Here is a 26,540-nt window from a genome sequence, read left to right as displayed (position 1 = left end):
ACGACCGGCACACAACACGATCAGAGGAACACCATGAAACGCAATTGGATCGCCGCCACGGCGATGGTCGCGGCGGCAACGCTCCTCACCGCCTGCTCGGGCGGATCATCCAGTGGCGCGTCGGACGAGAAGGTCACCCTCACCTACGCGAACTGGAGTGAGGACCAGACTCCCGCGATGCAGCAGATCGCCACCGAGTTCGAGAAGGCGAACCCGAACATCACCATCAAGGTCCAGACGCTGCCGTGGACCGAATACTGGTCGACGCTCCAGGTCGGCGCCGCCGGCGGCACCGCGCCGGACGCGTTCTGGATGCTCGCCGACCACTTCCGCGAGTACGCGAAGGGCGGTCAGCTTCTCGACCTGTCCGACACGGTGAAGTCCAACAAGATCGACATGAGTGTCTACCCCAAGGCCGTCTCCGACTCCTACACCTATGAGGGCAAGTCCTTCGCGCTGCCGAAGGACTTCGACACCAACGGCATCTGGTACAACAAGGCGCTCTTCGACGCCGCGGGCGTCAAGTACCCGGATGACACGTGGGGCTGGCAGGACGTGCAGGACGCGGCCAAGAAGCTGACCGACCCCGCGAAGGGCGTCTGGGGCATCGCGGCGCCGATCGACTCGCAGGGCGGCTTCTACAACACGATCCTGCAGGCCGGCGGCTCCATCATCAACCCGGACGGCACCGCCTCCGACTTCGCGAGCCCGGCGGGAGTCGCCGGCCTGAAGTTCTGGACCGACCTCCAGGCGGCCGGCTCGTCACCGACCCTGAAGCAGCTGTCGGACACCGAGGCGGTCTCGATGTTCGAGAACCAGAAGGTCGCCATGTACTTCTCCGGCGCGTACTGGGCCCTGCGGCTCTACAAGAATCCCGAGCTGAAGGACAAGGTCGACGTCGCGCCCCTGCCGCAGGGCGTCAAGCGCGCCACCGTCACCAGCGGCATCGGCAACGCCGGATACGCCGGCAGCAAGCATCCGGAGGAGCTCAAGAAGTTCCTCGCCTTCCTCGGCGGCACGAAGGCCGCCGAGATCCAGGCGGCCACCGGAACGGTGCTCCCCGCCTACAAGGGAACCCAGAAGCCGTGGCTCGACGCGATGCCCGAGTTCCACCTGCAGGTGTTCATCGACGCCATCGACTACAGCGTCCCGCTCCCGGTCGCGGGGAACGCGTCCGAGTGGCAGGGGCTCGCCGCGCAGTACCTGGCTCCCGCGTGGGACGGTAAGAAGCCCGTGCAGGACGCGGCGAAGGAATATCAGGACGCCGTCGACCAGGTGCTCGCCAAGAAATGACAAACGTGGCAACGAAGTTCGTGCGGCGGCCGACCGGCCGCCGCACAGGCGCCAGCACGCCCAGCGGGTGGTGGGCGCTGGCGTTCATCGCTCCCGCGACGATCGGCCTGGTGGTCCTCTACCTGTGGCCGTTCCTGTCGACCCTGATCAAGAGCTTCCAGGACGTCCCGGCGTTCGGGCCCGCGACCTTCGTGGGGATCGAGAACTACACGACGCTCATCGGCGACGGTGACTTCTGGAAGGCGTTCGGGAACTCCGCGCTCTACACCGCGATCATCCTGCTCGGCATCCCCCTCGCCATCGCGCTCGCCGCGCTGATCGAGCAGGTCGGCCGGGGACGCTCGATCTACCGCGTGCTCTTCTTCCTGCCGGTCGTCACCCTGCCCGTGGCCATCGGCATGGTCTGGCGGTTCATCTACAACGGAGACTTCGGGCTGCTCAACTACGTGCTGTCGTGGTTCGGCGTCGACGGGCAGTTCTGGGTGGCCGACCCCCGGTTCACGATCTTCGCGTTCGGCGTCGTCGGCATCTGGATGGGCCTCGGCATCAACCTGATCATCCTCGGCGCCGGGTTGCAGGCCATCCCGAAGGCCCTCTACGAGGCGTCCGCCCTCGACGGCGCCGGCCGCGTCCGGCAGTTCTTCCACATCACCGTGCCGCTGCTCAGCCCGAGCATCTTCTTCGTCACGATCCTCAATGTGATCGCCGCCCTGCAGATGTTCGACCTGATCTTCATCATGCTGCGCGGGGTGAACAACACGGCCCTCGCCGACTCCAAGACGATCGTGTACCTGTTCTACGAGAAGGCGTTCGTCCAGTTCCACCAGGGCTACGGCGCCGCGATCGCGATCGTGCTCCTCATTGTGATCATGATCGCGACGGCCCTCCAGTTCCGTCTGCAGAGATCTTGGGTCTTCTATGGCTGAGTCCATCGTCCGCCGCACGCCGGGTCCCCGGTGGCGCGGGAAGCCGACCACCACCTGGCCGATCCATGTGATCCTCATCGGCGCGTCCGTTTTCATGGTGGTGCCGTTCGTCTGGCAGATCCTCACCCTGTTCAAGACGACCGCCGAGGTGACCAGGGTCCCGCCGACGATCCTGCCGGGGGATCTCAGCCTGCACTCGTTCGAGACGTTCTTCTCGACGGTGCCGTTCTGGTCGATGTTCGCGGTCTCCACCGGTTCGCTCGCCCTGCGGGTCGTCGGCCAGATCGTGGTCGCCGCGCTCGCCGGATACGCGTTCGCACGCATCCCCTTCCGCGGCCGCAACGTGCTGTTCGGCCTGTTCATCGTCATGCTGATGGTCCCGAGCCAGCTCTTCCTGATCGGCCAGTACGAGCTCGTCCGCGACCTGGGACTGCTGGACACCCTCCCGGCGCTCGCCATTCCCGGCCTCTTCTCCGCGTTCGGGACCTTCCTGATGCGCCAGGCGTTTCTCACGATGCCGAAGGACTACGAGGAGGCGGCCCGGCTCGACGGCGCCAACACCTTCCAGGTGTTCTGGTACGTGATGCTGCCGATGGCCCGGCCGATGCTGGCCGCACTCGCCGTGCTGACGGGTCTCTACTCGTGGAACGACCTGCTCTGGCCCCTCATCGTCTCCCCCTCCGGGGAGAACCGGCCGCTGCCGGTGGGCCTCGCGGGACTGCAGGGACAGTTCGGTACGGACTACCCGACCCTCATGGCGGGCGCGTTCGTATGCTCGATACCTCTCGTGGTCGTCTTCCTGGTTCTGCAGCGGCAGTTCTTCGCGGGCATCGCGAGCAGTGGACTCAAGGGATGACGGAAACGATGGGGAACGACGGACAGTGAACGACGACCGGCACATACCGATCCACCTGCGCGCGGGGGGCACCAGCCTCGTCGTCGCCGTCGACGGGGGCAGGCTGCCGCGCATCCTGCACTGGGGGCCGGATCTCGGAGAGGTCGGGGACGACGCCCTGGCGTACGTGCAGAAGGCCGCGCTTCCCGCGATCGGCGACAGCGCGGTCACCTACCCCCAGCCCGTCCCGGTGCTCCCGCAACCGGCGGAGGGCTGGCTCGGGCGCCCGGGTCTCGTCGGCGACGACGACGGCCGACGCTGGGCCCCGAAGTTCCGGGACGCGACGTACCGCGCCGAAGACGAGACAGACGGGCCCGTGCTGCGCAGCACGGCACACGACCCGGAGTACGGCCTCTCCGTCGACCTCGAGATCCAGGTGCTCGCCGCGAGCGGGCTCGTGCGCCAGCGAGTCCGGATCAGGAACGACGCGGCGACGCCGTACCGCGTCGACTCCCTCGAACTGGCGCTCCCGGTGCCGTCGGACGCGTCGGAGATCCTCGACCTGACCGGTCGCTGGGCGCTCGAACGGGTGCCGCAGCGACGTCCGTTCCACGTGGGGGAGTGGGTCCGGGCCTCGCGGGGAGGCAAGCCGGGACTCGAGCACACCCTGCTGCTGGTCGCCGGTGAGGCAGGCTTCGGGTTCCGGCACGGCGCGGTGTGGGCGACCCATCTCGCGTGGAGCGGCAACCAGGTGCTCGCCGCCGAGCGGACACCCGCGGGCACGAGGCACCTCGCGGCGGGAGAGGTGCTGCTTCCGGCCGAAGTGGTGCTCGGGCAGGGCGATTCGCACCGGAGCCCGTGGCAGTACGGATCGTGGGGAATCGGGCTGGACGACCTCGCCGCGCGATTCCACCGGCACCTGCGGTCGAGGCCGGAGCATCCTCGCTCGCCCCGGCCCGTGGTGCTGAACACCTGGGAAGCGGTCTACTTCGACCACGACCTCGACACCCTGAGCGCGCTCGCCGAACGCGGAGCGGAGGCCGGCGCCGAGCGGTTCGTGCTCGACGACGGATGGTTCCTCGGCCGCCGCGACGACACCAGCTCGCTCGGCGACTGGACGGTCGACGCGGCGATCTGGCCCGAGGGCCTCGAACCGCTCGTCGCCCGGGTGCGCGAGCTCGGCATGGACTTCGGGCTCTGGTTCGAGCCGGAGATGGTCAACCTCGACTCGGACCTGGCTCGCGAGCACCCAGAATGGATCTTCGACGCGGGGCACGGTCCCGGCCTCGCCTCCCGCCACCAGCATGTGCTCGACCTCGGTCACCCCGGCGCGTACGCCCATCTGTTCGACCGGATGAGCGCCCTCGTCGGATCGCTCGGCATCGACTACATCAAGTGGGACCACAACCGGTATCTGCTCGACGCCGGCCACACGCCCAGCGGCCGGCCGGGCGTGCGCACGCAGGTCGAGCAGGTCTACCGGCTGATGGCGGAGCTCAAGGCCGCCCACCCGGGGCTGGAGATCGAGTCGTGCGCCAGCGGCGGGGGACGTATCGACCTCGGCGTCCTCGAGTTCACCGACCGGGTCTGGCCGAGCGACTGCAACGACCCGCACGAGCGGCTTGAGATCCAACGCTGGACGGGGTTGCTGGTTCCCCCGGAGATGCAGGGAACGCACATCGGGGCCGAGGAGTCGCACACCACCCACCGGACGCATCCGCTCGACTATCGCGCGGAGAAGGCGCTGTGGGGACACCTGGGCGTCGAGGTGAACCTGCTCACCGCCGACGACGAGACCCTCGCGGCGCTCGCGCGGTGGATCGCGTTCCACAAGGAGCACCGGGAGCTGCTGCACTCGGGAGAGGTCGTTCACGCGGACCTCGCCGACGCGGCACTCCGTCTTGAGGGCGTCGTGGCGGGCGATCGCGGTGAGGCGCTCTACGCGTTCAGCGTCGTCGAGCGCCCGTCGACGTGGCCGCCGGGGCGCATCCGGTTGCCCGGTCTCGACGACGCGCGCGACTACACCGTCCACGCCGTCCACCCCGGGTCCGCGCCCGCGGCCGGTACGGTGCTCCCGCCGTGGCAGCGCGACGGCGTGACCCTTCCCGGGCGTGTGCTGCGGCTCGTCGGCGTCGAGGCGCCGTCGCTGGACGTCGACCGGTCGGTGCTGCTGCGCGTCGTGAGCTCGACGAAGGCGCCGTGACGCGGGCGGCTCAGCCCTTCGCGCGGTTGCGGTACTCGGTGGGACTGGCCTCGTGCATCCGTTTGAAGTGACGGGAGAAGTAGAAGGGGTCGGGGTAGCCGACCTCGCGGGCGATGTTCGCGACGGTCGTGTCCGTGGTGTCGAGAAGGCTGCGGGCCTGCGCCATCCGGAGCGCCGTGTGGTGCGCGAGCACCCCGCCCCCGGTCGCGCGGCGGAACAGCGCGCTCAGATGGGAGGGTGAGACGCCGACCAGCGCCGCCAGGTCGGCGACCCGCACGGTGCTGTCCAGCCGCTCGGCCAGGTAGGCCATCGCGCGCTGCAGAGGATCACCGGGCGCCGGCATGGTGCGGTCGACCACGATCTGCGTGAGGAGCTTCCACGCGGCGCCCGCCGCGCCCATCAGGCTCGCCGGCGAGTGACCCCGTTCGAGGGTCGTCACGATCTCGTCGAGCAGGGCGATCGCTCGATCGATGCGGCGGATGGGGATTACCGGCCCGCCGACCTCCTCGATGAGCTCGGCCAAGTCGGCGCCTCGTAGGTGGCACCACCAGATCGTCCAGGGGTTGTCGTAGGAGGCGCCGTACGCGTGCGGGGTGCCTCGCGGGATCACCAGCGCCGCGTTCGCCCCGACGCGGTGCTGGGCGCCCGCGATGTTCGCCCATCCCGTGCCGGCCGTGCACAGGATGAGGATGGTCTCCTCGATGCCGTTTGGCCGCTTCATCAAGTGATCCGCAGCGATCGGATAGTGCCCGGTGTCCGTGACCATGAGGCGTCTGGTCACCGGGCGAGAGCTCGCCTCGACCACGACCCGGCGGGGCACCACGGTCAGCCGCTGGTTAAGGAAACCCTCCTGGATCGGCATGGGGTCAGTATGGCACACACCGTCGGATCGTCCAGGTGGCTCCGAATATCCGACATTCCCCGCGACCGGTGACGCCGTGTTGACTGGTCTTGATGAATGACAACGTTGCTGCGGTGGCCGGCCTGGCCCCGCCCTCAGATGACCGGACCGGCGTGTCGTCCGCTCCCTGGGACAAGGTGCAGATCATGGAACGAGGACTGCTGTCCGGGAAGGTGGCCGTGGTGACCGGCGCGGCCTCGGGCATCGGCGCCGCGGTGGTGGACCGGTTCCTGGGTGAGGGCGCCCGCGTGATCGCGGTGGACGTGACCGAGCAGCGGCAGGACCGGCCGGACGTTCTGGTGATCACCGGTGATGTCGCCGAGGCCCTGACCTGGCGACGGATCGCGGAGGCTGCGCGAGCCGAGTTCGGGCGGCTGGACGTGCTCTACAGCAACGCCAGCGTGGTGGTGCGGGCCCCCGCGCACGAGCTGGCCGAGGAGGCCTGGGACCGGCAGATCGCCGTCAACCTCACGGCGACGTATCTGGCGGTCAACGCCTGCGTCGGGCTCCTTCGGGAGAACGGGGGCTCCGTCGTGTTGAGCTCCTCCGTGCACGCTCTGGTAGGCCTTCCCGGACACCCCGCCTACGCGGCCGCCAAGGGCGGGCTCGTGTCACTCGGACGCCAGCTGGCCGTGGAGTACGGCCCGGAGGTACGGGTCAACACCGTGCTTCCCGGGCCGATCCTCACCCCCGCCTGGGACGGCATCGGCGAGGAGGACCGCCGGCGGAGCGCGGCGGCCACCGCCGCCGCGCGTTTCGGCCGGCCCGATGAGGTGGCCGCCGCGGTGACCTTCCTCGCCTGCGGGGAGAGCTCGTACGTCACCGGTGCCTGCCTCGTGGTCGACGGGGGATGGACCGCGGTGAAGGACTCCGCGTGACGCGCGAGAAGGCGACCGGAGACAAGCAGGGAATCGGGGGTCGGAGGTCGCGGTGAAAATCGTCAATGTCGAAACGTTCCTCGTGCCGCCACGCTGGCTGTTCTGCCGCGTGGAGACCGATGAGGGCGTGGTCGGCTGGGGTGAGCCCGTGGTGGAGGGTCGCGCGGAGGCGGTCAGGGCCACCGTCCACGTGCTGGCGGAATACTTGATGGGGCAGGACCCGCTGCGGATCGAGGATCACTGGCAGGTCATGGCGAACGGCGGCTTCTACCGGGGCGGGCCGGTGCTCTCCAGCGCGCTCGCGGGCCTTGATCAGGCGCTCTGGGACATCGCGGGCAAGACCTACGGCGTACCCGTCCACGCTCTGCTCGGCGGGCACGTCCGCGATCGGGTCCGCATGTACGCCTGGGTGGGCGGCGACGAACCGGCCGAGCTCGCCGAGAGCATCGGCGCCAGGATCGAGGCCGGATTCAGCGCGGTCAAGATGAACGCCGGCGGCCGCATGCCCGCCCTCGCCACGGTCGCCGACATCGCCGGGGTGGTGGAACGGGTCGCCCTGGCCAGGGAGATCCTCGGGCCGGGCCGCGATGTGGCCGTCGACTTCCACGGCCGCGTGTCCGCGGCCGACGCGCGGCGGATCCTGCCGCTCATCGCCGAGTTCCAGCCGATGTTCGCCGAGGAGCCGGTGCTGCCCGACCGGCCGCACCTGCTGCGCGACGTCGTGACGTCCAGCAGCGTCCCGGTCGCCACCGGGGAGCGGCTGTACTCACGCTGGGATTTCCGGCCCGTGCTCGAGGCCGGGGTGGCGGTGGTGCAGCCCGACCTGTCACACGCGGGCGGGATCTCGGAGACCCGGAGGATCGCCGCGCTCGCGGAGGTGTGGGACGCCAAGCTCGCCCCGCACTGCCCGCTCGGCCCCCTCGCCCTCGCGGCCAGCCTCCAGGTCGCCTTCGCGACCCCGAACTTCCTGATCCAGGAGCACTCGATCGGGCTGCACTACAACCAGGGCGCCGACCTCCTCGACTACGTGCTCGACCCCGAGGTGTTCCGCTTCACGGAGGGGTACGTCTCCCGGCCGGAGGCGCCGGGCCTGGGCGTGGAGATCGACGAGGCCGCGGTCAGGCGGGCCGACCAGGCGGGACACACCTGGCGCAACCCCGTGTGGCGGCACGACGACGGCGGGATCGCCGAATGGTGACGGCGAGCGTCCCCCTGCGCGCGCGTTTCGATCTCGACCGGGGCGGCCGCTGGGTCTCACTGTCCGGAGGCGGCCGCGAGTGGTTGTGGTCGCGCCCCGAGCCCGCTCGTGCCTCGGTCGTCCCGGGATCGGCGTTCGTCGACGCGGGCGGCCTCGAGGAGTGCGTTCCCACGGTGCGCGGGGTCCCGGACCACGGTGACGCGTGGAGCCGCGCCTGGAAGGGCTCGCCGGGCGAGAGTGCGGTGAGCTGCGAGGACTTCGAGCTGCTGCGCGAGGTCGAAGAGGACGCCGGAACGGTGGTGGCGACCTACCGGATGTCCGCCGACCCCGGATACACGTTCGTCTGGGCCGCCCACGCCCTGCTCGACCTCGGTGAGAACGCCCGGCTCCTCGCCCCCGAGGACACCCCGGCAAGGATCTTCCCCGAGGCGGCCCCGCTGCTCGATCGCGCCTGGCCGTACGGCGCGACTCACCTGGACGGTCGCTGGCCCGCGCCGCTGGGGCTGCGGCTCGACCGGTTCGGTCCCGACGACGGCACCGCCGTGGGCGCCGTACTGCGATGCGAGGCCGTGCGGGTCGTGGACGGCGGCGATGTTCTCGACCTGCGCGTGGAGGCCCCCGAGGGGGTTCCGGTGTCCACCGCCCTCTGGCGCAACCTCGGCGGATTCCCCGCCGGCTCGCCGTACCGCAGCATCGGCGTGGAACCCATGCTCGGCGCGGTGTTCGATCTCTCGGAAGCGGGTCCGGGCGATGCCGCGGTCATCCCGTCGTCCGGCGAACTGACCTGGCGGCTCGTGCTGGCCGCGGAACGGATGAACTGATGGTCGAACAGATCCCCGCCGTCACGAAGGTCGGGCCTTCCGTCACCCCGGAGGCGAACCGCTTTCTCGAAGTGCTCGCAGCACGCCGCCTGCTGGCCATCGTCCGCGGCGCCGACCCCGACGCCGCGTTCCGTACGGTGATCACACTGGCCGAGGAAGGCGTGGAGCTGATAGAGGTCTCCCTGGTGACCGGGGACGCGCTGCGGGTGATCCGTGACGCCCGGGCCGCGCTGGGAGACGCGGCCGATCTCGGCGCGGGGACGGTGGTCACCGCGGACGACGCCCGTAAGGCGGCCGAGGCGGGCGCGACCTTCCTCGTCACCCCCGCGGTGAGCGAGGCGGTCGCCGAGGGCGGCCGGTTGGGTCTGCCCGTCCTCGCCGGGGCACTCACCCCGACGGAGGTGGTGGCCGCGCTCGGCATGGGGGCGTCGGCGGTCAAGCTGTTCCCCGCGTCGCTCGGCGGAGTGCGCCACCTGCGCGCACTGCGGGATCCGTTCCCCGAGGTTCCGTTCGTTCCGGTCGGCGGAGTCGGGATGACCGAGGCCGCCGACTACCTGCGTGCCGGCGCCGTCGCGGTCGGCGTGGGCTCGCCCCTCGTGGGTGACGCCGTCGCCGGTGGAAGCGTCGAGGAGCTCAGGGCACGGATCCGTGGCTTCAGGAAGGCACTGTGACCACCGGTCCTTCTCTGAGACCGATGGCGGCCCCGCGCGCGGACGACCCGGCCCGGGGACCGATCGAGGTCGCCACCTTCGGCGAGACGATGGCGTCCCTGCGCGCGGACGACCCGATCAGGCTCGGCGGGACGATGCGGCTCTCGGTCGCGGGAGCCGAGTCCAACGTCGCGATCGGCCTGGCGCGGCTGGGTCACCGGGTCGGCTGGACCGGCCGGGTGGGGGACGACGAGACCGGTGAACTCGTGCTGCGCACCCTACGCGCGGAGGCGGTGGACGTGACCCACGCCCGCGTCGACGGGCGCGGGCCCACCGCGCTCGTTCTGTTCGAGCGGCGCATCGGCGATCTGACCCGGGTGATCTACCACCGGGCGGGCTCCGCCGCTTCCCTGATGTCCCCGGAGGACGTCCTGCCCGCGCTCGATCCGCCGCCCAGACTGCTGCACGTCACCGGGATCACGCCGGCGCTCGGCCCGGGACCCGCCGCGGCGGTTCGCGTGGCGGTCGCCGCCGCCGCGGAGGCAGGCGTGCGCGTCTGCCTCGACGTGAACCACCGCTCCCGGCTCTGGGACCGTGACCGGGCGGCCGAGGCGCTCCGCCCGCTGGTCCCCTCGCTGTCGGTGGTCGTCGCATCCGACGACGAGCTGGAGCTGGTCGCGCCGGCCTCGGCGGCGACGGAACGCGACCGCGTGGTCTCCCTGCTCGACGCGGGGGTGGACGAGGTGGTCGTCAAGCGCGGCGGCGACGGCGCGAGCGGCCACACCCTGAAAACGACCGAACACGTCCTGGCCCGCCGCGTCCGTGTCATCGATCTCGTCGGGGCCGGCGACGCGTTTGTCGCCGGCTACCTGTCCGGACTGCTCGACGACCTTGATCTGGCGGGCCGTCTCGATCGGGCGGTCACCACGGGCGCCTTCGCCGTCGCCTCACCCGGCGACTGGGAGGGAGCGCCCACCAGGAACGAGCTCGGGCTGCTCGACTCCCTGCCCGGATCCACCCTCCGCTGAACGACTGGGGCAACTACTACGGTCACTCCTTCTGACCCTCGGCGGCCCGACGCTCGGTGACCTCATCCAGCGACGCCTCCAGAGCCAAGGCCTTGAATCGTGCCTGTCCCGCATGGCGCACCGTCTACGGTGCGTAACGGATTCCTTACTTAAAGGAGTATGGTCACCGACGGCGGCCTGCCGACAGCATGAAGCCTCCCGAAGAGCGGAGGCTGATGTGGCCAGTGAGTTTCAGCGGAGAAAGGTCGTCGGAGTTTTCCGTGCGATGGATGTGGACGGAGACGGCCGGCTGACCGAGGCCGACTTCCAGGCGCTCGCCCACCGCTGGACGGTCGTCGCCGGATCCGTCGATCCGGGGCGGCTGGCCTCCATCATGACCGGCTGGTGGCCGGTGCTCCAGGCGACCTCCGACCCCGACGGTGATAAGGCCGTCACCCTCGACGAGGTGCTCCTCGCCGTGGAAGGCCTCGGCGACATGGCGGACGCCGTCTCCGGCACCGCCGACGCGATGTTCGAGGCCATCGACCTCAACGGTGACGGCCTCATCTCCCGTTCGGAGTACGGCGCGCTCATCGAGACGTGGAACGGGACGCCCACGGCGACCGATGAGATCTTCCCTCGCCTGGACCTGGACGGTGACGGCCACCTCACCCGCGACGAGTTCCGCACCCACTGGACGGAGTTCTGGGCGGGCGACAACCCGAACGCTCCCGGGACCTACGTCTTCGGCGCGCTGGCGGAATAGCCCGGCGTCACCTTCCCGCGGACGGCGGTGATCAGGCGGCGGCCTGGCGGATGAGTTCGGCGACCGCGGCGGGCTGCGACAGGTAGACCGAGTGGCTGCCCGGTGTCTCCGCGACGGTCGACCCGGCGCGCTGCGCCATGGAGTGCTGTGCGGGCGGCGGGATCATCCGGTCGTCGGTCGCCACCAGATACCAGGACGGCTTGGCGCGCCACGCGGGTTCGGTGACCGTGCCGCCGAGGGCGTCCACGCCCCAGGGGACCTGCGAGTCGGCCATGAACGCCGCCTGGTCGGCGGGAAGGTCCCCCGCGAACGACGCGGCGAACTTGTCCCGGTCGAGGAAGAGGAATCCGTTCACCGGGGGCAGGATCGGCGGGACGGGCGCGCCGGGCGGCGGGTCGGCGATGATCGTGTTGACCGACTCGCCCTTGTCCGGGGCGAAGGCCGCGATGTACGCGAGCGCCGCGACGTTGGGGTGGCTGCCGGCCTCGCTGATCACGACGCCACCGTAGGAGTGGCCCACCAGAACGGCCGGGCCGTCGAGCGCGTCCAGAACCTGGTGGGTGGCGGCGACGTCCCCGGCCAGGGACAGGGTCGGGTTCTGCACGACCGACACGCGGAAGCCGTCGGCGACGAGCAGGTCGTAGACGGCCTGCCAGCCGGAGCCGTCGACGAAGCCGCCGTGGACGAGCACGATGTTGCGGATCATGGCTTTCCCCTGCGAGGAGAGAAGGAATGGAACACATCCCACGGTAGGAACCGGGCGGCTCCCCTCGCGTACGTCAAATGATGTAATCCCCCTCCCTCGTGGCCATGAGACGGCTCAGCTCTCCGCGCGTCGTGATGCCGAGCTTGGGGAAGATGTGCGAGAGATGTGAGCTGACCGTGCGGGGCGAGACGAACAGCCGCTGGCCGATGTCGCGGTTGGTCAGGCCGTCCGCGACGAGCTGCGCGATCTGGAGCTCCTGGGCGGTGAGCCGGTCACGGGCGTCGTGCTTGCGGCGGATCCGCTCGCCGCTCGCGCGCAGCTCGCGCAGCGCGCGCTCCGACCAGGGCACCGCGCCGAGGGCGTCGAACGCCTCGGCCGCCGCGCGCAGCGGCGCCCGGGCCTCGGCGGCGCGGCGCTGGCGGCGCAGCCACGCGCCCCACGCGTGCCGCAGTCGCGCCCGTTCGAACGGCCAGCCGACCAGGTCCTCGCGCAGTGCCTGCGTGAACAGCTCCTCGGCGGTCTCGTCGGGCGCGGTGACGGCCCTGACGTAGGCGAGCGCCACGTGCCCGATCGGCGACCCGCTCTCCTCGATCACCGGGACCAGCTTGTCGGCGATCGCGCGCAGCTCCTCCTGCCGTCCGCTGAGCAGCGCCGCCTCCGTCAGGTGCGGCAGCGCCCACAGCCGTACGTACTGGTGGTAGCTGACCTCGCTGGGGTCGAAGATCGGGCGTAGTGCGTCCCAGGCCGCGCCGAAGGTCCCGTCGGCCAGCTCGGCGGTCCCCCGCGCGAGCTGCACCAGGGCCAGCATCGGGTGTGCGCCCGCCGACAGGAACCCCCGTTCGGCCTGTGCGGCGAGGTCGCGCGCGACGTCCGTCACGCCGCGCAGCGCGTGGATCTCGGCGGATACGGCGTCCACGGTGAGAACCCACTGATGCTGCCTGGTCTCCACGGCCAGCGCCCTGGCCTCGGTGGCGGCGACGACCCCGAGCCGGGTGTCGGCGAGTCGCGCCGCCGCCGTCGCCTGCCCGACGAGCGCCTGCGCGAGCGATCCGAACGGCCCCCGCGCCCGCATCCCCGAGACCGCCTCCGCGTGCAGCCGCGCGCCCAGCGGGAACGCCCCGACCGCGTTCGCCGCGACGCCCAGCCGGAGCAGGTTGTTCGGGCTGACCCAGCTCGCCCTGCTCAGCGCGTGGAGCTGGGCCAGCACCTGCCTGCCACGCTCCACCGGGGTGATCATCGCGAGCGACGTGACAAGCTGCGGGTCATCCGGAGGCACGGCCAGCCGGTCGATCGCGGCGAGCACGGGCGCGCGGGCCTCCCGCGTGGGGTTGGAGAAGAACCAGCGCAGGCCGACCCATGACAGCCAGTTCAGGGCGTACGCCGAGCCGTCACGTGCGCGCAGCTCGTCGACGAACCCGGCGAGGTCAGACAGCCGGTCCACGCCGGTCCACACAAAATGCAGGCTGATGTCGCGGAGGTTGGTGAGCCTGGACCGGTCGATCGGGGCGAGGTCGGCGTCCTCCGCGCGGCCGACGAGGCGTTCCATGGCGGCACGGTCGCCGAGGTCGAAGGCCATCATGGCGGCGTCGATCAGCCACGTGCCCCGGTGGACCGGGTCGGCGCTGAGGTGGGCGGCGCGCTCCAGCGCCTCCAGCGCACGCCCCGACGCGCCCCTGGCCTCGGCGCGCAGCGCGGCGGTGGCGAGCCCGGCTGCGATGTCGTCGTCGTAGGATGTCGCGGCGGCAGCCCGGTGCCAGATCCTGCGGTCGTCGTCATCGGGCAGGGCGGCGGCGAGCGCGGCGTGCGCGTCGCGCAACAGGTCGGGCCCGGCTGCCTGGGTGATCGCCGACCTGATCAGCGGGTGCCGGAACCTGACGCGCACGGCATCGGCCACGACCAGTCCCGCCCGGGTCGCGGGGGCCAGCGCGGCCGCCGCGATCGGCGAGCCCGCCAGCAGGGACGCGGCCCGCGTGTTCTCCTCGATCGTGTCGTCCTCGTTGACGGCGGCGACGAGCGCCAGGAGCCTGGTGTCGGCGGGCAGCGCGGCGAGTGTCTGGGCGAACGCGCGCTCCAGCCGCTCCGTCAGAGGCAGTCTGCTCGACGCCAGCAACTCCTGGTCCCGCCGGGACGCCAGCGCGGCGAACTCCATCAGCGCGAGCGGGTTGCCCGCCGCCTCCGCCAGCACGCGGGCGCGCAGCGCGATGCCCAGGTCGGGCGCGACCCTCACCAGCAGCTCCGCCGCCGCCTGGCCGGTCAGCGGCGGCACCGTCAGCGCGGGCAGTCCCGACGCGGCGAGCCTGGCCTGCGCGTCGGCGTCGTCGCGCAGGGTCGCCAGCAGCACCACCGCGTCCGAACGCAGCCGGCGGCCGACAAACGCGAGCGCCTCCCAGCTCGGCCCGTCCAGCCAGTGCGCGTCCTCGACGGCGAGTACCACGGGCGTGTCACCCGCCAGCGCGGACAGCCGGTGCAGTACGGACATCGCGACGCGCAGCGGCCCGCCGTCGAGGTCACCGGGCGCGAGCCCGGTCCCCGAGAGCAGCCTGCGCAGACCCTCGAACGGGACCTGGGCTTCGGCGGGCACACCGGTCACGGTCAGCACGCGCGCGCCCCTGGCCGCGGCGTCGGCCGTGGCGGCCCCGAGCAGCGCCGACTTGCCGACGCCCGCCGCGCCGCTCAACAGGAGCGCGCCGCCGCCGCCCTCCTTCATACCGTCCAGCAGCGCCGACAGGTCGCGCAGTTCGGCGTCTCGTCCCACAAGGGCGTGCGGTTTCACGAGAACGATGCTCACACCGCACACCCCGAGCCGTCCAATTTCGGCTCGCGGCCCGCCGTCCCGGCCGGATGTGCGTGAGCACCGCCGGGACGCCGCGAGGCGAGTCGTGCGACCCCGGCGTGGCGAAGACCTGAGTCGTGTGACCCCGGCGTGGCGAAGATCTGCGCCACGTGCGCCTCGACCGGGCGCTCGGTGACCGTCGGCTGGGCCGTGACGACGCGGTTGGACAGCCCCTCCGAGACCAGTGCGAGCACGTCGCGCGTGACGGCCGACATCAGGCGGCGGCTTGGCGGATGAGGCCGGCGACCGCTGCGGGCTGGGAGACGTAGACGGCGTGGCTGCCGATGGCTTCGACGACAAATGCTCCGGCGCGCTCGGCCATGGCACGCTGGGCCGGCGGCGGGATCATGCGGTCCTCGGTGGCGACGAGGTACCAGCTCGGCTTGTGCCGCCAGGCCGGCTCGGTGACCGCCCCGCCGAGGGCGTCCATGCCCCAGGGGACCTGCGCGTCGGCCATGAACGCGGCCACCTGCGCGGGCAGGTCGGCGGCGAACGCGTCGTGGAACCTGTCACGGTCGAGATAGAGGAAACCGTTGTGCGGGGGCAGGATCGGCGGCACCGGCGCCCCGGGCGGCGGGTCGGCGATGAGCGTGTTGACCGACTCGCCCTTGTCGGGCGCGAACGCGGCGATGTACGCGAGCGCCGCCACGTTGGGGTGGGTGCCGGCCTCGCTGATGACGACGCCGCCGTAGGAGTGGCCGACCAGAACCGCCGGGCCGTCGAGCGCGTCGAGGACCCGGCGGGTCGCGGCGACGTCACCCTCCAGCGACAGCGTCGGGTTCTGCACGATCCGGATGTGGAAGCCGTCCCTGGCGAGGTCGTCGTAGACACTCTGCCAACCGGATCCGTCCACGAAGCCACCGTGCACGAGCACGACGTTCTTGATTGTCGTCATGGTCACTCCTGACCTGGATGAACAGGCCCGATGCCTGTCCGATGTCCTCCATTCAAGTCGTGTGGAAGATCACAAACCACGCAGAACAGTACGCAGAAGTTTCGCATGCCGTTGATCATCCGCTCTGAGTGAGGTCACGAGTTGCCGCGAGGTCGGTGACGATCTCAAGGAGGCGCGGGAGCGCGGGGTTGTCGTTACGCGGTAGCCAGATGACGTCGGTGGGGGCGTAGGCGTCGGCGAAGGGGATGAAAACAACGCCGGTACGGCGGAGGCTCTGAGATGAGCGGACCAGCCGGGTGATGCCGACGCCGGCGGCTACCAGACCAAGGAGGTTCTGGGGGTTGGCGTCGGTATGGACGACGTCGGGAATGAAGCCCGCCTGGTGGAAGTGGTCGTTGTAGGTCCGGTGCCAGGGCTCCCATGAGCTCGGCGGGGTGAGGACCCAGCGTTCCCCCGCCAGGTCCCGCAGGTCCAGTTCGGTGCGGTGGGCCAGGGCGTGGTCTTCGGGCAGGACGGCGCATACGGGCTCATTGGCCAAGGTCCGGGACGCGAGGCCGTCGACCAGTGGCGGGCGGGTGAACGCGGCGTCGTAGCGTCCGCCGGTAACGCCCTCGACGAGGGCGGCGATGGTCGTCGATTCCGTAGTGATCCGCACGTCCGCCAACTGCTCGCGCAGGGCTCGGACGATGGGGGGCAGAAGATGGTTGGCGACGGTGGTCAAGAAGGCCAGGCGAAGGTCGCCGACCTCGCCCCGCCGGGCCCGCTGAAGGACGGCGAGGGCCTGGTCCGCGCGTTCCAGGACGGCGCGGGCCTCGGAGACGAACACCCCGCCGACGGCGGTCAGCCGGGTGCCGCGGCTGTCGCGGTCGAACAGCCGCACCCCCAGCCGGCGCTCCAGAGCGGTGATCTGCTGGGAGAGAGACTGCTGGGCGATCAGTAGGCGCTCCGCTGCCCTGGTGAAGCTCAACTCCTCGGCCACCGCAAGGAAATATCGCAGTTGCCGCAGCTCAGGATGGGTCACAGCTTCTGACTGTAGCGCGGGCAGAGAGCAAGTGTTGGATCTTGATCATGGCCCCTGGCCAGGCTGGTGGACAGCGGGAAGCACGTGGCGACCCGTACGCACAAGGGGGTTCACTGATGTCCGACATCGCCGCCGACCAGTCCCGGGTCTGGCTGATCACCGGTTGTTCCAGCGGGTTCGGCCGCGAGCTGGTGCGTGCCGCGGTTGCCGCGGGCGACCGGGTGATGGCCACCGCCCGTCGCCCCGAGGTCCTGGCCGACCTGGTGGATCTCGGCCGGGGCCGGGTCAGCACCACCACGCTGGATGTGACCGACTCCGCCTCCATCGAGGACGCGGTCGAGGCGACACTGGCCGTATACGGCCGGATCGACGTCGTGGTCAACAACGCCGGCAACCTGCTCTTCGGCGCTGTCGAGGGGCTCAGCATGGACGATCTGCGCATCCAGATGGAGACGTTGTTCTTCGGCGCCGCCGAGGTCACCAAGGCGGTCCTGCCGCACCTGCGCGAGCAGGGCAGCGGCACGATCGTGCAGATGAGCTCCATGGGCGGACAGGTCACCTACCTCGGGTTCGGCGCCTACCACGCGGGCAAGTTCGCCCTGGAGGGCCTGTCGCAGACGCTCGCCCGGGAGCTCTCCCCGCTCGGCGTCCGCGTGATGATGGTCGAACCCGGAGCGTTCCGTACCCAGATCAACGCGAGCAAGACCATCACCTCGGTTCCGGAGACATATCACGGCAGCGTCGGCGCCTTCCTCGAAGCCATCGACTCGATGCGGGGCCAGGAGCAGGGCGACCCCGCCAAGGCCGCGAGCGCCATCGTCACCGCCGTCCACAGCGGTAACCCGCCCCTGCGACTGGCGTTGGGCGGCGATGCGGTCGACGGCATCCGCGCCGAGCTGGCATCCCGGTTGGAGGACGTGGCCGGCTGGGAGGAAGTCAGCCGCTCCACCGACGTCTCCGTCTGACCCGGCATATCGAATACAAAGGAGCAACCCGTATGACCACTCTGGGCGCAAGATCCCCCGAAGCACTCCTCGCGGAGATCGCCGACCGGATGGCCGTCCGCAGGCTCGTCGACCTCTATGCCCACTACGCCGACCGCCGGGACGCCAAGGGGCAGGCGGCCCTGTTCGCCGAGGACGCCCGTCTCGCCGTCTACCAGGGCGACCCCGCGAGCAGCGAGCCCGTCCAGCTCCTGCGGGGCCGCGCCGAGCTAGTTGACGCACTGGGATTTCTGAACACCTTCCAGGCCACGACGCACTTCATCGGTCAGCATGCCGTGGACTTCAACGAGGACGGCGCCGCAGGTGAGACCCACTGCCTCGCCCACCACCTGTTCGAGCACGACGGCCGGCGGATGCTGATGGTGATGTCCATCCGCAACCAGGACGTCTTCGTCCGCAGGGACGGGCAGTGGCTGTTCGCCGAAAGGAAGATCATCATCGACTGGACCGACAGCCGTCCCTCCACGCCTCAGGAAGCCGCATAGAGACGTGCGCTCTGCGAAGACCCGTGACGACGCGTCGTCACGGGTCTTTCGTTTCTCGATCGCTCCGCCTGCCGCGAGGAACGGCAACGGACGGTCCGCAGAACCAGGCATTGCCGCAGGACAACGGTGGCCGATCGGGAGACGGCGCCGCCCGATGGTACGGCCGCGGCGCCTGGCACCCGGGTGGTGAAGTGCCCTGCAGGAGCGAGAGACGGGTCAATCAGACATCCGCTCGGCGCCGGCGTCCGGCCCGGGGTCCGGCCGAGGTTCCGTCCGGGGTTGGTCCGGCACGGCGACGAGGCTGATGACGTGACGTATGCGGTCGTCGCCCCTGGCGTTGCCGATCCGCGCGATGACCGCGCTCTCGATCTCCTCGATCATCACGGCGAACTCCTCTTCGGTCAGCCACACCGCCGCCTGCCGGTAGACCACGCCGTCCGAGGTGGGATTGGCGTCCTCGTGGGCGAGATAGCGGTGGAAATCCGCCATCAACGACGCCGCGAACGTGGTGAAGGCCCGTAGGTGGTCCTCCCGTGTCATCGCTGCCCGCGCGGCGGGGTCGATCACCACATGCTCCTCGCGCACCCGGTAGCTGCGCTCCACCGTGCCGCGCACCCGTTTCTCCTCCACCACCTCCAGCACACCCCCGTCGGCCAGCACGGCGATATGCCGGTACATCGTCGCCGGTGCGATGTCGGGCAGGCGGTCGCGCAGCTGTGAGGTGGTCAGCGGATCGGCATCGAACAGCGCTTGCAGGATGCGCATCCGGACGGGATGCAGGAAGAGATCTGCGGTTGCCATGAACCCATGTTCTCACATACGGTAATGTTCTCACAGCTGATAAAGTTCGCACCAGCGATAATGATGAGAGGAGGCGGGACATGCGGGATGTCGACATGACAGCCACCGCGGACGACGGACTGCCCCTGGTCGGCACCCTGACCCTGCCCGCGGGCCCAGGCCCGCATCCGGCCGTTCTGCTGCTGCACGGATCCGGGCGGCTGGACCGCGACGCCAACACCGGACGGCTCCGCATGGAGCTCGGACCACCACTGGCCGCCGCGCTCGCGAAGGACGGGATCGCCACACTGCGGTATGACCGTCGCGGCGTCGGCGCCACCTCCGGCGACTGGCGCGCGACCGGATTCGCCGACAACCGCCGCGATGCCGCCGCCGCACTACGTGCCCTGGCCGTACGGCCCGACATTCGGGCGGACGCCATCGGCGTGGTCGGGCACAGCGAGGGCGCCGTCCACGCCATGTCCCTCGGCGGGCACCCGGGGGTTGCGGCGGTGGTGCTGCTGGCCGGGTTCGCCCGCTTGGGCGAGGACGCCCTGCGCTGGCAGGCCGGGATGATCGCCCGCGATCTCCCCGCGCTCGTGCGGCCGCTGCTGCCGGTTCTGCGAGCCCTGGCCAACCGGCAGCTGGCTCGGATCAAGACGACCGGCACGGACGTGACGCGCGTCGCCGGGATGCCGATGAACGCCCGGTGGATGCGGGAGCTGCTCGGCCATGACCCGCGCCCGGACCTGGCGAACATCCGGGTCCCGGTCCTGGCGATCACCGGCGGCAAGGACGTCCAGGTCGACCCCGCGGATCTGGACGAGATCCGCAGGCTGGTGCCCGGCGAGGTCGAGGTCCACCGGATCCCCGATCTCACCCACCTGTTGCGTCGCGACCCCGGCCGTCCGTCGGCGCGCTCCTATCCCCGGCTGCTGCGCCGGCCGGTCGACGCCGATCTGCTCGCGCAGGTGGCCGGCTGGCTCGCTCACCGACTCCGGGAGACGCCCCAGGAGATCCACGCCGCAGGGCGTACGGATCCTCCCGACGGGACAAAAATTCCCTAGTTAAAAATCCTTAGTCCGATCATTTCGTCCGGTTAGTGCCGACAGGGCACTGCCTCTGTTCGGCGCGCCTGTTTTTGTTGCTCTCGGACTCGCCGTCGGCCGTATTGGCCCGCGCTGACCTTCAAGAACACTTCAATCGCCGTTTTCGCTCGCCCCCCGCGGAAGAAATCAGAAATTCCTTCCTGCGACACTCGTGAAAGGGAAAAAGCGTGACCATCACACCCCCCGTTAGTCAGAAAAGCGGCCTTGCCCTCTTCTGGACTGTCACGTTCGCGACGACCTGGGCTCTCTGGTTTGTCGCGATCAAACTCGGTGGACCGGCGATGAGTTCTCCCACCGTCATCCCCTACCTGCTCGGTGGCTTCGGCCCGGTGATCGGCGCGATCGTGGTCCGGGTGCGCCGCGCCCGCCGCCGTCAACCCGTCCCCGCCCATACGGTGAGGCTCCGGCTGAGCCTGCGGCTGTTCTGGGTGCTGCCCCTGCTGGTGCTGGCGTCGGCGACCGTGCTGGCAGCCGCGCTGCTCGCGGACCTCCTGGGCGGCCCCGCGGTGAGCCTGACGGAGGGGCAGAAGCTGATCGCGACCGTCGGCGGACCTGTGCCGTTCATCATCAGCATGCTGATCGGCGGTCCGCTGGCCGAGGAGCCCGGCTGGCGCGGCACGGCATACCCGCGCCTGCGTGCGTCGATGAGCCGCCTTCAGGCCGGCCTGCTGCTGGGTGTCGTCTGGGCGGTGTGGCACCTGCCGCTGTTCTTCATCCCCGGGACCATCCAGGCCACATTCGGCCTGATCAGCTGGAGCGGGTTGCTGTTCACGCTCAGCGTCATTCCGATGGCGCTGCTGGCCGGTTACGCCTACGAGCGTGCCGGGGTTGTGGCGGCGGTCGCGGTCCACTTCGGAATCAACACGACAGTGGCGCTGTTGAGTGTCAATTCGCCTGTGACGCAGGCATCCGTCCTGGCGGTGCAGATCATTGTCGCGATCGTGCTGCTTGCCTCGCGGCGTGACCGCCGGACGGACCTGCCGGTTGATGCCGATCCCCGCTCGCACCGGGTCGTCACCAACTCATAGGATCGGATCAGCCGGCCCCGAGGTTGATCGATTCGGGCGGCACAATCGAAGCCGCCCGGTGACGGGACCCTTCGGGTGCGCCCGAACAGGGGAGTGACCGCGCGAGAAGCGGCTCCGGCGCGGTCCTGGTCGAACCGTTGCGCCACATGCTCGCTCCGGCGTCGGGGTTGAACCATTCCGACGCCGGAGCCGTGCTGTGTTCGAAGCGTGTTCGCCGAACCGGTGTCCGGGGGAGACCCGGGTGCTCGGCAACCGTGACTCGCCAACGAGGGATTGGGAAGAACGTGGTGTCGCGACGTCGTACGGCCCGCTGGACCGTCAACTGTGCCAGGGCGGTTCTGCTGCTCGCCGTACCGGGGATGATGATCTCGGCCTGCGGGACCTCGTCGCCGGTCGCCCCCACGACGGCAGGCTCCGCATCGGATACGTCACCGGTCACGTCGACCCCGACCGGCGTCGCGCCGAGCGTGGGCGACGACCCGACCGCCACGTCACCCGCGCCGGTCGGTGACGGCACACCGGCGGCCGTGCCGGCCTGTACGGCGACCGACATCACGGTGACCCTCACCGAGCAACCGCAACGACGCGAGGGCGACAGCCGGATGGCGCTCGTCCAGCTGACGAACGCGTCCAGCCGTACCTGCAGCGTGGGCGGTTGGTTGGTGATCACGCTTGTGAACGCGGCCGACCAGGCGGTGAACGTGCCGACGAAGGACGTCGCCGAGCCGGGCGAGTCGGTGCCGGCCGACCTGGCCCCGGGTACAGGCGCGTTCGCCGGTATCAAGTGGACGATCTGCGACAAGGCGGCCACTGATTGCCCGACCGGCAACACCATCAAGGTCGGGCTCGCGAAGGGCGGGCCGCTCGTGGCGGCGACCCTGGAGGGCTTCCCGAACCCGGAGCAGTCCGGCATCACCTTCAAGTCGCTCCAGGTCGGCACGGTTCAGCCCAGCAACCAGGGCGTCGTCGCCTGGTAGGTGGCACTCGCAAGAAGGAGTTCCGGGGTGGCGGAAGTGGTCAGTTCTTGACGTAGGTCATGATCACCACGCCGGTGTCGAAGGGACGGGTGGCGGTGAGGGTGAAACCGGTCGGGGTGAAGGGGCCGTCGAACAGGGGGATGCCGGAGCCGAGGACGATCGGGTTGAGCTTGATGATCAGCTCGTCGATGTACGGCAGCAGCTGAGCGGCCAGCTTCCCGCCGCCGCACAGCCAGATGTCCATTCCGTCCTGCTGCTTCAGGCTCCGGACGAGCTCTGCCGGATCGCTGGAGACGATCTCCACCTCCGGGTCGGTGCCGGTCAGGGTGCGGGAGAACACGTACTGCTTCAGGTGGGGGTAGGGGCTGGTGACGCCGATGGCCAAGCCGGGTTCGTAGGTGCCGCGACCCATCAGGATCGTGTCGAACCGCTTGTTCGCGACGCCGGTCAGGCCGAGTGGCTCACGGGCCTGGATCGGAATGGTCTCGGGATAATCGGCCAGGATGGCGGCCGAGGAGTCGCCCTCGAAGGAGAAGAAGTCGAACTGCCCGTCGAGGCCGGCGATGAAGCCGTCGAGGGTCGAGGCGATGTAGTAGGTCAGCTTGCGCATGCGGTTGATTCCTTTTCAAGGCGGTGCAATCGATGCCATGCCCGGGCTGATCGTGGACGACCTCACCGTGCCCGGCCTTCTCGCGCCCTACCCCCTTGACGGCCTGATCGGTGACATGGTGGCGCGCATCCTGCCGCCGGAGGTCCCGCGAACGACGGAAGCCCGGTCCTGAACGCGTCCGTCGGCGAGTTCCACCGGAAGCGACGGGCCGTGGCCTCGCGCCTGGGTCACGCCGTCTCGCAGCGGTCGCGCAGGGTCGCGACACCGTCGCCTTCGAGCTCGTCGCAGTACGCCGTACGCCCGGCCATCGCCATCGTCAGCGCCAGTGTGGTGCCGGACACGCGCGGCCCTGAGCCGGTGGTGAAGGGCCCGTCACCGGCGACGAGTCGTAGGCCGCCGATCCGTCCCTTGGCCGGGATGACGAGGTCGGAGCCCTGGTAATACTCGGCCACCCTCGTGATCGTCTCGATCGGGTGGTCGCGGCGGATGCCCAGCGGCCGTCGGATGTCCTCCCCGTGCACGATCGACTCGCCGAGCAGCGCCACGGCCGGGAGGGGCGGTTTGGTCGTGCTCGTGATGACGCGGCGGAACCTTTCGAGCGTTGCGGCCGGGGTCGCGCCGAGCTGCTCGGCCAGCCGCATGGCCACCTGCTTGTCGAAGTCGAACCGGCAGCGGATCACGCCCGCCATCCACCGTACGGTGTTGAGGCTCGCCCCCGCGGTGAGGTGCGCGAGCACCTCGCGCACCGTCAACTCGGTGCACAGCGAGGGCGTCGCCCACTGCTCGTCGGTCAGATCCGCGAGGTCGGCCGCCAGGGCCGCTCGCTCGGCGTGGACCAGCGGCCAGACGTCGGTCACGCGGGGGCGATCTGCTCTCGGTTCTGTCGCGGCCATGTCGGACGGTCTCCTGTCGTGGGTCGTGACCTTCGCTGCGCCTGGGCGGCACCAGCAGGGTGGCAGATGTCGGTCGAAGGGGAGACTCCCGACGCGGGATGGAATCGTCGCTCGTGAGCGAAGTATTTTCCGGACGATCCGCGGACACGGAACCGCTGCTCCCACGATGCCGTGAAACCGCCGCAGGGCAAGACGCTCAGGGTCACTTGCCGTTGACATCTCGGCGCCTGTCATCGGGTGCCGTGCGTGCTCCGAGACGGTCTCAGGCCCTGGTCCGATGCACCCGTACGGTTGCCGCGACGTGGGCCGGACGATTCCGGCTAGCTGCGAACCGCCTGGATGGCCGTGTCCAGCAGAGTGTCCAGCGCCTTCGTTCCGCCGGATTTTGTCCATATCTCGACTGCCACGTCCAGGCACGAGAGCGCGGCCGAGACGATCGCGTGGGCGCGCAGTTCGCGCGTGGCCGCGGGCCCTGTCATGCGTTGAACGACGTAGGGAAGGAGCAGCTCCTCCCACTGGGTGTGCTTCTGTTGCGCGGCGGCCCGAAGCGCGGGGGTGGTCGCCAGCATGGTCGCCCTGGCCAACGCCTTGCCGCCGTCGCTCTTGAGGGCGGCGAGGGGCTCGTCCAGCGCTCGTCGCAACGCCTCCCAGGGCGACTCCTCGGCCGGCCGGGCCTGTAACGCGGCGGCCAGCGCGTGCCCTATCTGAAGCATGTCTCCCAGGACCATGTCTTCTTTAGTGGCGAAGTAACGGAACACGCTGCGCCCGGACATGCCGACGGCGGCGGCGACCTGGTCGACGGTCGTCTCGTCGAATCCCTGCTCCAGGAAGAGCTCCATCGCCCTGCCGGCGATCTCCGCCTGGACCGCCCGGCGGGTCACCTCACGGAGGCCGCCCTGCGAGGCCGGTGCGTTGGTCATGGTTCAGATGCTAGCAGCACGCTGTCATTCCAGGCGGTTCCTGCTGTGTTTGTCATTCGCTGACATGTTTGTCTATGGTTGTCACCAGTGCTGACCAGGCATCAACCAAAGGAGCAGACATGGACATCGACAACCACGAACATGGAACGCCCAGCCGGGCCGATCTCCAATCCCCCGACCCGGATGCCGCGGCGAGGTTCTACGCCACGCTGTTCGGCTGGGAGTTCGGCGACGCGTCACCGGAAGCCAACGGATATCGGACGGCGCTACTGCGGGGACGCCCCGCAGCCGGGGTCGGGCCGATCCGAGAGCCCGGCCATCCCGGCTGGACGGCCTACGCCGCTGTGGCCGACGTCGACGAGTTCGCGAGCAAGGTCACCGCCGCGGGCGGCACGATCCTCTCCCGATCCGGCGACCCCTTGAGCGCCGGCCCGGAAGCCGCCCCGGGTGCCGGCCCGGAAGACGCCGCAGGTGCCGGCCGGGAAATCGTCTTCGCCGACCCCAGCGGGGCCCGGTTCGCGGTCTGGGAGGCCGGTGACCACGACGACCGCGGGGGCGCCGCGACGGTCGACGAACCCGGCACGTTCTCCTGGGCCGAACTGATCAGTGACGACGTCGATTCCTCCGCGGCCTTCTACGGGTCGGTGTTCGGGTGGACCGTGACCGGACCCGAGGGCCCGATGAATCGCCGGGAGTGGCAGCTCGACGGTCGATCGATCTCCGGGCTTCTTCCCCGCCCGCCGGCGATGGCGAAGGACGTTCCGCCCTACTGGGACGTCTACTTCACCGTCGCCGACGCCGCGGCGACCGCCGAAACGGCCGTCAACGCGGGCGGCACACAACTCATGCCCCCCACGGACATCGGCGTCGGCCACATCGCCGTCTTCCTCGATCCGGCCGGAGCGGTTTTCACCGTCATGGCCCCCAAGGGCTGACCACCCACTCGTTCGCGGCGTACCACGACGCAGCACATACACCAGGGAGAAATCACCATGTCCGTCATGGGAAAGGTCGGCATCGTCACCGGCGCCGGCTCGGGACTCGGAGAGTCGGGCGCCAAACGACTTGCCCGGGAAGGCGCCAAGATCATCGTTGCCGATCGGAGCCGGGACACGGCCGAACAGGTCGCCAAGGAGATCGGCGCCGCCGGCGGCGAGGCCACACCGTTTGTCGTCGACGTGTCGGTCTTCGAGGAGACTCAGCGGCTTGTGGATTTTGCCGTGTCGACGTACGGGCGGCTCGACATCGCATTCAACAACGCCGGCGTCACCCCGAACCTGATCGATGTCCACGAGATCGATCCGGCGGACTGGCTGCGGGTGATCAGCGTCAATCTCACCGGCGTCTTCTACAGCATGAAGGCCGAGCTGGCCTACTTCGTCGAGCACGGCGGCGGAGCGATCGTCAACATGGCCTCGACCGCCGGCGTGATGGCACACGCCGGGCGCGCCGCGTACTCGGCCTCCAAGCACGGCATCGTCGGACTCACCCGCTCGGCCGCGGTCGAATACGCCAAGCGCGACATCCGGATCAACGCCGTCGCACCGGGTCCGATCGACGCACCCTCCGCCCAGGCCCTGCCGCCCGAGGTGCGGGCCGCGATCGCGGCCAAGACGGCCATGGGACGCTCCGGTGAGATGGACGAGGTCGCCGGCGTGGTGAACTTCCTGCTCTCCGACCAGGCGTCGTTCGTCACCGGATCGGTGTACGAGGTCAACGGGGGCCAGACCCAGCTGTGAGCATCGCACGCACCGCTTGACGGCGGTGCCCCCTTGGTCCGGACTGCCAAGCCGTACAAAGT

General features: G+C 70.1%; 28 protein-coding genes. 18 read left to right on the top strand and 10 right to left on the bottom strand.

The genetic code is table 11. The features are described 5' to 3' along the window. The first annotated feature begins 33 nt into the window (after positions 1 to 33). The 4 genes from CHC08_RS38440 to CHC08_RS38425 are packed head-to-tail and all read left to right on the top strand — an operon-like array spanning position 34 to position 5,257. Complete coding sequence (locus CHC08_RS38440) at positions 34 to 1,293, top strand: ABC transporter substrate-binding protein (protein ID WP_089212311.1); 1,260 nt, start codon at positions 34 to 36, stop codon at positions 1,291 to 1,293. Between the two features lie 5 nt (positions 1,294 to 1,298). Further along, positions 1,299 to 2,219 carry a carbohydrate ABC transporter permease gene (locus CHC08_RS38435; RefSeq protein ID WP_245878825.1) on the top strand — a complete coding sequence of 307 codons (921 nt, stop codon included), beginning with the start codon at positions 1,299 to 1,301 and terminating at the stop codon, positions 2,217 to 2,219. Then, complete coding sequence (locus CHC08_RS38430) at positions 2,212 to 3,075, top strand: carbohydrate ABC transporter permease (protein ID WP_089212309.1); 864 nt, start codon at positions 2,212 to 2,214, stop codon at positions 3,073 to 3,075. The genes CHC08_RS38435 and CHC08_RS38430 overlap by 8 nt, the downstream gene beginning before the upstream one ends. Before the next feature lie 25 nt (positions 3,076 to 3,100). Beyond that, complete coding sequence (locus CHC08_RS38425; RefSeq protein WP_089212308.1) at positions 3,101 to 5,257, top strand: alpha-galactosidase; 2,157 nt, start codon at positions 3,101 to 3,103, stop codon at positions 5,255 to 5,257. Between the two features lie 10 nt (positions 5,258 to 5,267). On the opposite strand, the gene CHC08_RS38420 is transcribed toward CHC08_RS38425, so the two are convergent. Further along, complete coding sequence (locus CHC08_RS38420; RefSeq protein ID WP_089212307.1) at positions 5,268 to 6,119, bottom strand: AraC family transcriptional regulator; 852 nt, start codon at positions 6,117 to 6,119, stop codon at positions 5,268 to 5,270. A 92-nt stretch (positions 6,120 to 6,211) separates the two neighbouring features. Between CHC08_RS38420 and CHC08_RS38415 the strand changes: the two genes are divergently transcribed. The 6 genes from CHC08_RS38415 to CHC08_RS38390 all read left to right on the top strand — a co-directional run bounded on the left by CHC08_RS38415 (position 6,212) and on the right by CHC08_RS38390 (position 11,478). Then, entirely contained in the window at positions 6,212 to 7,036 is an 825-nt protein-coding gene (locus tag CHC08_RS38415; RefSeq protein WP_245878824.1) for an SDR family NAD(P)-dependent oxidoreductase, read from the top strand. Between the two features lie 52 nt (positions 7,037 to 7,088). After that, a complete protein-coding gene (gene dgoD, locus CHC08_RS38410) occupies positions 7,089 to 8,234 on the top strand; it encodes a galactonate dehydratase (RefSeq protein WP_089212306.1) in 1,146 nt (381 codons plus the stop codon). Beyond that, a complete protein-coding gene (locus CHC08_RS38405; protein WP_089212305.1) occupies positions 8,228 to 9,055 on the top strand; it encodes a hypothetical protein in 828 nt (275 codons plus the stop codon). The genes dgoD and CHC08_RS38405 overlap by 7 nt, the downstream gene beginning before the upstream one ends. Next, a complete protein-coding gene (locus CHC08_RS38400) occupies positions 9,055 to 9,726 on the top strand; it encodes a bifunctional 4-hydroxy-2-oxoglutarate aldolase/2-dehydro-3-deoxy-phosphogluconate aldolase (RefSeq protein ID WP_089212304.1) in 672 nt (223 codons plus the stop codon). The genes CHC08_RS38405 and CHC08_RS38400 overlap by 1 nt, the downstream gene beginning before the upstream one ends. A 23-nt stretch (positions 9,727 to 9,749) precedes the next feature. Further along, entirely contained in the window at positions 9,750 to 10,733 is a 984-nt protein-coding gene (locus CHC08_RS38395) for a sugar kinase (protein WP_089212303.1), read from the top strand. Positions 10,734 to 10,950: 217 nt separating this feature from the next. Then, the gene (locus tag CHC08_RS38390; protein ID WP_179282456.1) at positions 10,951 to 11,478 is read left to right on the top strand and encodes an EF-hand domain-containing protein; all 528 of its coding nucleotides are present in this window, start codon (positions 10,951 to 10,953) and stop codon (positions 11,476 to 11,478) included. Positions 11,479 to 11,509: 31 nt separating this feature from the next. Here the strand turns inward: CHC08_RS38390 and CHC08_RS38385 are convergent, their stop codons facing one another. The 5 genes from CHC08_RS38385 to CHC08_RS38370 form a co-directional block, all read right to left on the bottom strand. Then, positions 11,510 to 12,184: an alpha/beta fold hydrolase gene (locus CHC08_RS38385; RefSeq protein ID WP_089212302.1), complete on the bottom strand. Its 675-nt coding sequence runs from the start codon at positions 12,182 to 12,184 to the stop codon at positions 11,510 to 11,512. A 73-nt stretch (positions 12,185 to 12,257) separates the two neighbouring features. Continuing rightward, positions 12,258 to 14,972: a helix-turn-helix transcriptional regulator gene (locus CHC08_RS38380; protein WP_179282455.1), complete on the bottom strand. Its 2,715-nt coding sequence runs from the start codon at positions 14,970 to 14,972 to the stop codon at positions 12,258 to 12,260. After that, a complete protein-coding gene (locus tag CHC08_RS50035; protein WP_179282454.1) occupies positions 14,969 to 15,232 on the bottom strand; it encodes a helix-turn-helix domain-containing protein in 264 nt (87 codons plus the stop codon). The genes CHC08_RS38380 and CHC08_RS50035 overlap by 4 nt, the downstream gene beginning before the upstream one ends. Next, positions 15,232 to 15,912, bottom strand: coding sequence for an alpha/beta fold hydrolase (locus tag CHC08_RS38375; RefSeq protein WP_089212300.1), 681 nt, complete (start codon positions 15,910 to 15,912; stop codon positions 15,232 to 15,234). Before CHC08_RS38375 ends, CHC08_RS50035 begins: the two co-directional genes overlap by 1 nt. Positions 15,913 to 16,027: 115 nt before the next feature. Continuing rightward, positions 16,028 to 16,933, bottom strand: a complete 906-nt coding sequence (locus tag CHC08_RS38370) for a LysR substrate-binding domain-containing protein (RefSeq protein ID WP_089212299.1) — start codon at positions 16,931 to 16,933, stop codon at positions 16,028 to 16,030. A gap of 116 nt (positions 16,934 to 17,049) precedes the next feature. On the opposite strand from CHC08_RS38370, the gene CHC08_RS38365 reads away from it, so the two are divergent. Together CHC08_RS38365 and CHC08_RS38360 are read left to right on the top strand one after the other, a co-directional pair. After that, positions 17,050 to 17,898 (top strand): SDR family NAD(P)-dependent oxidoreductase, encoded by an 849-nt coding sequence (locus tag CHC08_RS38365; protein ID WP_089212298.1) that lies wholly within the window; start codon positions 17,050 to 17,052, stop codon positions 17,896 to 17,898. Positions 17,899 to 17,930: 32 nt separating this feature from the next. Further along, a complete protein-coding gene (locus CHC08_RS38360; protein ID WP_089212297.1) occupies positions 17,931 to 18,422 on the top strand; it encodes a nuclear transport factor 2 family protein in 492 nt (163 codons plus the stop codon). A 216-nt stretch (positions 18,423 to 18,638) separates the two neighbouring features. Here CHC08_RS38360 and CHC08_RS38355 read toward each other — a convergent pair whose 3' ends face one another. Then, positions 18,639 to 19,223: a helix-turn-helix domain-containing protein gene (locus tag CHC08_RS38355; protein WP_089212296.1), complete on the bottom strand. Its 585-nt coding sequence runs from the start codon at positions 19,221 to 19,223 to the stop codon at positions 18,639 to 18,641. A gap of 80 nt (positions 19,224 to 19,303) precedes the next feature. Here CHC08_RS38355 and CHC08_RS38350 point away from each other — a divergent pair, with 80 nt between their 5' ends. From CHC08_RS38350 to CHC08_RS38340, 3 genes are all read left to right on the top strand, one after another. Next, the gene (locus CHC08_RS38350; RefSeq protein ID WP_089212295.1) at positions 19,304 to 20,269 is read left to right on the top strand and encodes an alpha/beta hydrolase; all 966 of its coding nucleotides are present in this window, start codon (positions 19,304 to 19,306) and stop codon (positions 20,267 to 20,269) included. Between the two features lie 323 nt (positions 20,270 to 20,592). Continuing rightward, entirely contained in the window at positions 20,593 to 21,339 is a 747-nt protein-coding gene (locus CHC08_RS38345; RefSeq protein ID WP_218825691.1) for a CPBP family intramembrane glutamic endopeptidase, read from the top strand. 284 nt (positions 21,340 to 21,623) lie between these two features. After that, positions 21,624 to 22,316 (top strand): DUF4232 domain-containing protein, encoded by a 693-nt coding sequence (locus CHC08_RS38340; protein ID WP_179282453.1) that lies wholly within the window; start codon positions 21,624 to 21,626, stop codon positions 22,314 to 22,316. Positions 22,317 to 22,356: 40 nt separating this feature from the next. Here CHC08_RS38340 and CHC08_RS38335 read toward each other — a convergent pair whose 3' ends face one another. Then, positions 22,357 to 22,926 carry a dihydrofolate reductase family protein gene (locus CHC08_RS38335; RefSeq protein WP_089212292.1) on the bottom strand — a complete coding sequence of 190 codons (570 nt, stop codon included), beginning with the start codon at positions 22,924 to 22,926 and terminating at the stop codon, positions 22,357 to 22,359. Positions 22,927 to 22,963: 37 nt separating this feature from the next. Here CHC08_RS38335 and CHC08_RS52600 point away from each other — a divergent pair, with 37 nt between their 5' ends. Continuing rightward, positions 22,964 to 23,098 carry a hypothetical protein gene (locus tag CHC08_RS52600; protein WP_275937235.1) on the top strand — a complete coding sequence of 45 codons (135 nt, stop codon included), beginning with the start codon at positions 22,964 to 22,966 and terminating at the stop codon, positions 23,096 to 23,098. Positions 23,099 to 23,153: 55 nt separating this feature from the next. Here the strand turns inward: CHC08_RS52600 and CHC08_RS38330 are convergent, their stop codons facing one another. Together CHC08_RS38330 and CHC08_RS38325 are read right to left on the bottom strand one after the other, a co-directional pair. Then, positions 23,154 to 23,819 (bottom strand): maleylpyruvate isomerase family mycothiol-dependent enzyme, encoded by a 666-nt coding sequence (locus tag CHC08_RS38330; RefSeq protein WP_089212291.1) that lies wholly within the window; start codon positions 23,817 to 23,819, stop codon positions 23,154 to 23,156. 320 nt (positions 23,820 to 24,139) lie between these two features. After that, positions 24,140 to 24,739 (bottom strand): TetR family transcriptional regulator, encoded by a 600-nt coding sequence (locus CHC08_RS38325; RefSeq protein ID WP_089212290.1) that lies wholly within the window; start codon positions 24,737 to 24,739, stop codon positions 24,140 to 24,142. A 119-nt stretch (positions 24,740 to 24,858) separates the two neighbouring features. On the opposite strand from CHC08_RS38325, the gene CHC08_RS38320 reads away from it, so the two are divergent. Then, positions 24,859 to 25,674 carry a VOC family protein gene (locus tag CHC08_RS38320; protein ID WP_089212289.1) on the top strand — a complete coding sequence of 272 codons (816 nt, stop codon included), beginning with the start codon at positions 24,859 to 24,861 and terminating at the stop codon, positions 25,672 to 25,674. A gap of 57 nt (positions 25,675 to 25,731) precedes the next feature. Further along, positions 25,732 to 26,478 (top strand): SDR family NAD(P)-dependent oxidoreductase, encoded by a 747-nt coding sequence (locus tag CHC08_RS38315; protein WP_218825690.1) that lies wholly within the window; start codon positions 25,732 to 25,734, stop codon positions 26,476 to 26,478. Positions 26,479 to 26,540 lie beyond the last annotated feature (62 nt).

This window comes from Streptosporangium subroseum (genome assembly GCF_900188345.1).
Classification (GTDB): domain Bacteria; phylum Actinomycetota; class Actinomycetes; order Streptosporangiales; family Streptosporangiaceae; genus Streptosporangium; species Streptosporangium subroseum.
Note: the sequence above shows the minus strand (reverse complement) of the source record. Positions and strands in the feature narration are given on the sequence as shown.